Origin of the sequence: Streptomyces anandii JCM 4720 (genome assembly GCF_014650655.1) — a bacterium.
In the GTDB taxonomy this organism is placed as follows: Bacteria; Actinomycetota; Actinomycetes; order Streptomycetales; family Streptomycetaceae; genus Streptomyces; species Streptomyces anandii.
Map to the genome: position 1 here is coordinate 104272 of NZ_BMVJ01000010.1, position 5068 is coordinate 109339.

A 5068-nucleotide genomic window follows, 5' to 3' on the forward strand; every position below is an offset into this window, starting at 1 on the left:
GTCCAAGAAGTCCCTGGCCTCCGGACTGCCCATGGCCAGCGTCCTGTTCGGCGCGCACGCCTCGCTGGCCGTGCTGCCGCTGATGCTCTTCCACCAGATGCAGCTCATGGTGTGCGCGGTGATCGCCAAGCGCCGCGCCCACGACCTCGACCCCGCCCCGGACGTCACCCCGGCGGCCCCGGCCGCAGCGTCACGAACCGCGGCGGGTACGGCGACACCTCCCCGCTGACACCCGCGGGCACGTTCGCCGGGTCCAGCCGGTCGACGTCGTGACTCAGCACCAGCCGCCCACCTCCGCCCAAGGGCGGAATGGACCTGCGGGTTGTACGCGGGCCGTGCGCCGGGACCCGTTCACGGCCTGTTGATCCGGATTTCCGGCACGCACGGGTGATGGCGGCTAACGTTCCGTCATGACCGCACCCGACGCACTCGATCCCAAGCGCTGCGCCCTCGTCCTGGTCGACCTGATGGACCGCATCGTCGCCCTCCCCCTGGAGCCCCGCAAGGGCACCGACGTCCTGGCCGTGGCGGAGGACCTCGCCACCAGGTTCCGGGCGGCCGGAGCCCCCGTCGTACTGATCCGGGTCGAACGGCCCGGCGTCGCCGAGCAGCCCCCCGGCAGCGCCCTGGCCGCCGGGCTGCGCCACGAGGGCGACCTGGAGATCGTCAAGCGCACGATCGGCGGCTTCCAGGGCACCGGCCTGGACGAGCGTCTGCGGGAGCGGGGCGTGACCACCCTGGTCTTCGGCGGCATCGCCACCAACCTGGGCGTGGAGTCCACCGCCCGCGCGGCCGCCGACCTGGGCTACGAGCTGCTCTTCGCCGAGGACGCGATGGCCGCGTTCACCGCTCCCGAGCACGAGGCGTCGGTGCGGCTGGACTTCCCCCGCCTGGGCACGGTGGCCCCGTCGGCCGCCCTGCGCTTCAGAGCCGGCTGAGGAGCGGTCAGCCGTGGGCCGCCGGGGTCCGCAGGGCGAGGCGGTCCTCGCCCGCGTACACGTTCATGGAGTTCCCCCGCAGGAACCCCACCAGCGTCAGCCCGGTCTCCGCCGCCAGGTCCACGGCCAGCGACGAGGGCGCCGACACCGCCGCCAGCACGGGGATCCCCGCCATCACCGCCTTCTGGGCCAGCTCGAAGGAGGCGCGGCCCGAGACCAGCAGGACGGCGCGGGACAGCGGCAGCTCGCCGCTCTGCAACGCGCGGCCGACCAGCTTGTCGACCGCGTTGTGCCGGCCCACGTCCTCCCGTATGTCGAGCAGCTCGCCGTCCTCGGAGAACAGGGCCGCCGCGTGCAGGCCGCCGGTGCGGTCGAAGACCCGCTGGGCCGCGCGCAGCCGCTCGGGCAGGCCGGCCAGCAGGTCCGCCCCGACGCGTACCGGGGGCGTGTCGGAGATGGGCCAGCGGGCCGTCGTACGGACCGCGTCCAGGCTCGCCTTGCCGCACAGGCCGCAGGACGAGGTGGTGTAGACGTTCCGCTCCAGGGTGATGTCGGGGACGGCCACGCCCGGCGCGGTCCGCACGTCCACCACGTTGTACGTGTTGGTGCCGTCGACCGTCGCTCCCGCGCAGTAGACGATGTTCTGCAGGTCGGACGCGGCGCCCAGGACGCCCTCGCTCACCAGGAACCCGGCGGCGAGCGCGAAGTCGTCGCCCGGGGTGCGCATGGTGATGGCGAGCGGCTTGCCGTTGAGCCGGATCTCCAGCGGCTCCTCGGCCACCAGGGTGTCCGGCCGGGAGGAGACGGCCCCGTCCCTGATGCGGATCACCTTGCGTCGTTCCGTGACTCGTCCCATGTCCTGATCAGCCCCGGTTCTGTACGTGCTGGTGGCCGAAGCGGCCCTTGATGCAGAGGTTGCCGTGGGGTCACCGGGTTGTCGTGCGCGAAGGTGACCTTTGACGATCTCATTGTCCTGTACGTGCAGGGTGAGATTGCGGCCCACTCCGCAGTAGGCGCAGACCGTGGTGGTGCGGGTCTGCGCCGTCCCGTCCCAGGTACCCGCCGCGCGCATGTCGAACTCGGACGTGAACGACAGTGCTCCGGTCGGGCCCGCGCGGGGTGACGGTGGCGTGGGAGCGGGGGTGAAGTCGCCGCGCGGGCTGAGCACCCGTACTCCGTGCCGCCTCGTGGCCGCCAGGCGCGGTCCCCGGGCGATGACGATGCGGTGGACGTCCGCGCCCGCGCGGTGGAGCGCGGCGCCGGCGCAGGCGCCGATCGCACCGGCGCCGAGGCCGCGACTCTCACGGAAACGCTCCGTTCGGAGGAACTCGGGTGGGCAAGGGTGCGCGCAGCACCTGACGGAAGCCCACAAGGCGGGTGCCCGATTCCTGTGGCCTCGCCTGCCGCCCTACCGGTGAGTCACTGATCAGACTGTGAACCCCGCTACCCACGGCAACGAGGGGGACCATCCGATGAACGGCTCGCGCATCGCCGCCGTAGGCCACTACCAGCCCGCAAAGGTGCTCACCAACGAGGACCTGGCGGGGATGGTGGACACCAGCGACGAGTGGATCCTGAGCCGGGTGGGGATCCGGTCCCGGCACATCGCCGGCGCCGACGAGCCCGTCGACGAACTCGCCGCGCACGCCGCCGCGAAGGCGCTCGCGGCGGCCGGCCTCGCGCCCGGCGACATCGACCTGGTCCTGGTCGCCACCTCCACCGCCGTCGACCGTTCCCCGAACACCGCCGCCCGCGTCGCGGCCCGGCTCGGCATCCCGCGCCCGGCCGCCATGGACGTCAACGTCGTCTGCGCCGGCTTCACCCATGCCCTGGCCACCGCCGACCACACCGTGCGCGCGGGCGCCGCGAGCCGCGCCCTGGTCGTCGGCGCCGACAAGATGTCGGACGTGACCGACTGGAGCGACCGCAGCACCTGTGTGCTGGTCGGCGACGGGGCCGGCGCCGCCGTGCTCGAGGCGTGCTCGGCCGGCGAGGAGCCGGGGGTCGGACCGGTGCTGTGGGGCTCGGTGCCCGAGATGGGGCACGCGGTGCGGATCGAGGGCACGCCCCCGCGGTTCGCCCAGGAGGGGCAGAGCGTCTACCGCTGGGCCACCACCCAACTCCCGCCGCTGGCCCGGCAGACCTGCGAACGGGCGGGCATCCGGCCCGAGGACCTGGCCGCGGTCGTACTGCACCAGGCGAACCTGCGCATCATCGAGCCGCTCGCCGAGAAGCTGGGCGCCGTCAACGCGGTGGTCGCCCGCGACGTCTCCGAGTCCGGCAACACCTCCGCGGCGAGCATCCCGCTGGCCCTGTCCAAACTCGTCGAGCGCGGCGACATCGGCGCCGGCGACCCCGTGCTGCTGTTCGGCTTCGGCGGCAACCTCTCCTACGCCGGGCAGGTCGTGCGCTGCCCCTGAGAGCGCGACGGCGCCGCCCGGTGCGACGTGCCGGCTTTCCCCGGCTTCCCCGGACCAGGCGCCCCTGGGCGCCGTGGACTGTAGACGAAATACCATCGATGCCGGGCCACGGGCCGACCGGCTTGCCGACCGCAGCGTACGGCCCTGCCGAGGAGGGGACCCGCGATGTTGCCGACAGGACTGCCGCCGGGCGCGGTGCCGAGGCTCGAGCGGCCCGGCCCACTGCGCGAGAGGGTCTACGAGGCCCTGCTCGAACTCATCACCACCCGGGCCCTCCAGCCCGGCCGGCACCTGGTCGAGAGCGAGCTCGCCGGACACCTCGGCGTCTCCCGGCAGCCGGTGCGCGAGGCGCTGCAGCGGCTGAACACCGAGGGCTGGGTCGATCTGCGCCCCGCCCAGGGCGCGTTCGTGCACGAGCCCACGCAGGAGGAGGCCGACCAGCTCCTCACGGTGCGCACCCTGCTGGAGGCCGAGGCCGCCCGCCTGGCCGCCGCCCACGCCGACGAGGCGGGCGTCGAGGCGCTCCGCTCGCTGTGCGCGCAGGGGGAGCAGGCCGTCGCCGAGGACGAAGTGGACGCCGCCGTGCGGCTGAACGCCCGCTTCCACGCCAAGATCATGGAGCTGGCCGGAAACACGGTCCTCGCCGAACTCGCCGCCCAGGTCGATCGCCGGGTGCGCTGGTACTACACGCCGGTGGCCCGGCAGCGCGGCGGCCAGTCGTGGGTGGAGCACCGGGGGCTCATCGACGCCATCGCCGGTCACGACCAGCAGAGCGCCACCCGCCTGATGCGCGAACACACCGAGCACACCCGCGCCTCGTACCACGAGCGGACGCAGGGCTGACAGCTCCCCTCCGGGAAGGACCCTTGCACGGCCGCGCTCGTACAACCGGCCTTCGGCGAGGGAGGCGTGCACGGTGATGCGAGCCGGGATGCGGACCGGGATGCGGACCGGGATGCGAACCGGGAAGTAACTTCACTCACAGTCCGCGCCGCATCACTGTGCGCCGCTGTGCCGGCTCACTAGCGTCTTTCGACGAGGTCCTCGCACCCTGCTGCGAGCGACAGCCACGACCCCCCGCCCCCGACCGTGCACCGGAAGCGGAGCAGCGATGGCACAACCACCCACCGACCGGCCCACCCTCACCCTGAAAGCGGGCACCTCCTACGCCGACGCCTGGCAGCGCTGCCTGGCGCTCGCGCCCGAGGCGTTCCGCGACGACCGCGTACTGAACCTCTGGGACGCCACCTGGCGGACCGACGGCCGGGCCCTCCCCGCCACCAGCCCGGTCGACGCCACCCCCATAGCGGGGGCGCCCCGCCTCGACCGCGCCACCGCCGAGCGCGCCGTACGAGCCTGTCTCGACCAGCACCGTGCCTGGCGCCACGTCCCCCTGCCCGAGCGCCGCGCCCGGATCGCCGCCACCCTCGACGCCCTCACCGAACACCGCTCGCTCCTGGCGCTGCTGCTGGTCTGGGAGATCGGCAAGCCGTGGCGGCTCGCCCTGGCGGACGTCGACCGCGCCATCGACGGCGTGCGCTGGTACGTCGACGGCATCGAGCCGATGATCGCCGACCGCTCCCCGCTGGACGGCCCGGTCTCGAACATCGCCAGCTGGAACTACCCCATGAGCGTCCTCGTCCACGCCATGCTGGTTCAGGCCCTGGCGGGCAACGCGGTCATCGCCAAGGCCCCCACCGACGGCGGCGT

The 5068-nt window shown here is 73.5% G+C and carries 6 protein-coding genes and 2 pseudogenes; 5 read left to right on the plus strand and 3 right to left on the minus strand.

Annotation, left to right across the window (positions count from 1 at the left end; genetic code table 11):
• Both IE249_RS37850 and IE249_RS19435 read left to right on the plus strand, forming a co-directional pair.
• The coding region (locus IE249_RS37850) for a bile acid:sodium symporter (RefSeq protein ID WP_229858835.1) at nt 1–229 on the plus strand (229 nt) is incomplete at its 5' end.
• 181 nt (nt 230–410) lie between these two features.
• Nucleotides 411–938, plus strand: coding sequence for an isochorismatase family protein (locus IE249_RS19435; protein WP_189706181.1), 528 nt, complete (start codon nt 411–413; stop codon nt 936–938).
• A gap of 7 nt (nt 939–945) precedes the next feature.
• Here IE249_RS19435 and fdhD read toward each other — a convergent pair whose 3' ends face one another.
• From fdhD to IE249_RS40065, 3 genes and pseudogenes are all read right to left on the minus strand, one after another.
• A complete protein-coding gene (fdhD, locus tag IE249_RS19440; protein WP_189706183.1) occupies nt 946–1794 on the minus strand; it encodes a formate dehydrogenase accessory sulfurtransferase FdhD in 849 nt (282 codons plus the stop codon).
• A 7-nt stretch (nt 1795–1801) separates the two neighbouring features.
• A pseudogene (locus IE249_RS19445) lies at nt 1802–2046 on the minus strand (2Fe-2S iron-sulfur cluster-binding protein); the annotation flags it as partial.
• 30 nt (nt 2047–2076) lie between these two features.
• A pseudogene (locus IE249_RS40065) lies at nt 2077–2310 on the minus strand (2-dehydropantoate 2-reductase N-terminal domain-containing protein); the annotation flags it as partial.
• A 100-nt stretch (nt 2311–2410) separates the two neighbouring features.
• On the opposite strand from IE249_RS40065, the gene IE249_RS19455 reads away from it, so the two are divergent.
• The 3 genes from IE249_RS19455 to IE249_RS37855 form a co-directional block, all read left to right on the plus strand.
• Nucleotides 2411–3358, plus strand: a complete 948-nt coding sequence (locus IE249_RS19455; RefSeq protein WP_189706185.1) for a beta-ketoacyl-ACP synthase III — start codon at nt 2411–2413, stop codon at nt 3356–3358.
• Between the two features lie 165 nt (nt 3359–3523).
• Nucleotides 3524–4201, plus strand: coding sequence for a GntR family transcriptional regulator (locus tag IE249_RS19460; RefSeq protein WP_189706187.1), 678 nt, complete (start codon nt 3524–3526; stop codon nt 4199–4201).
• A gap of 268 nt (nt 4202–4469) precedes the next feature.
• Nucleotides 4470–5068: aldehyde dehydrogenase family protein (locus IE249_RS37855; RefSeq protein WP_229858836.1), on the plus strand; the 599-nt coding region annotated here is incomplete at its 3' end.

Bases quoted from the DNA above. Each gene is read 5' to 3' on its own strand.
- IE249_RS19460 (WP_189706187.1), top strand. From the start codon at position 3,524: ATGTTGCCGACAGGACTGCCGCCGGGCGCGGTGCCGAGGCTCGAGCGG.
- IE249_RS19435 (WP_189706181.1), top strand. From the start codon at position 411: ATGACCGCACCCGACGCACTCGATCCCAAGCGCTGCGCCCTCGTCCTG.
- IE249_RS19455 (WP_189706185.1), top strand. From the start codon at position 2,411: ATGAACGGCTCGCGCATCGCCGCCGTAGGCCACTACCAGCCCGCAAAG.
- fdhD (WP_189706183.1), bottom strand. From the start codon at position 1,794: ATGGGACGAGTCACGGAACGACGCAAGGTGATCCGCATCAGGGACGGG.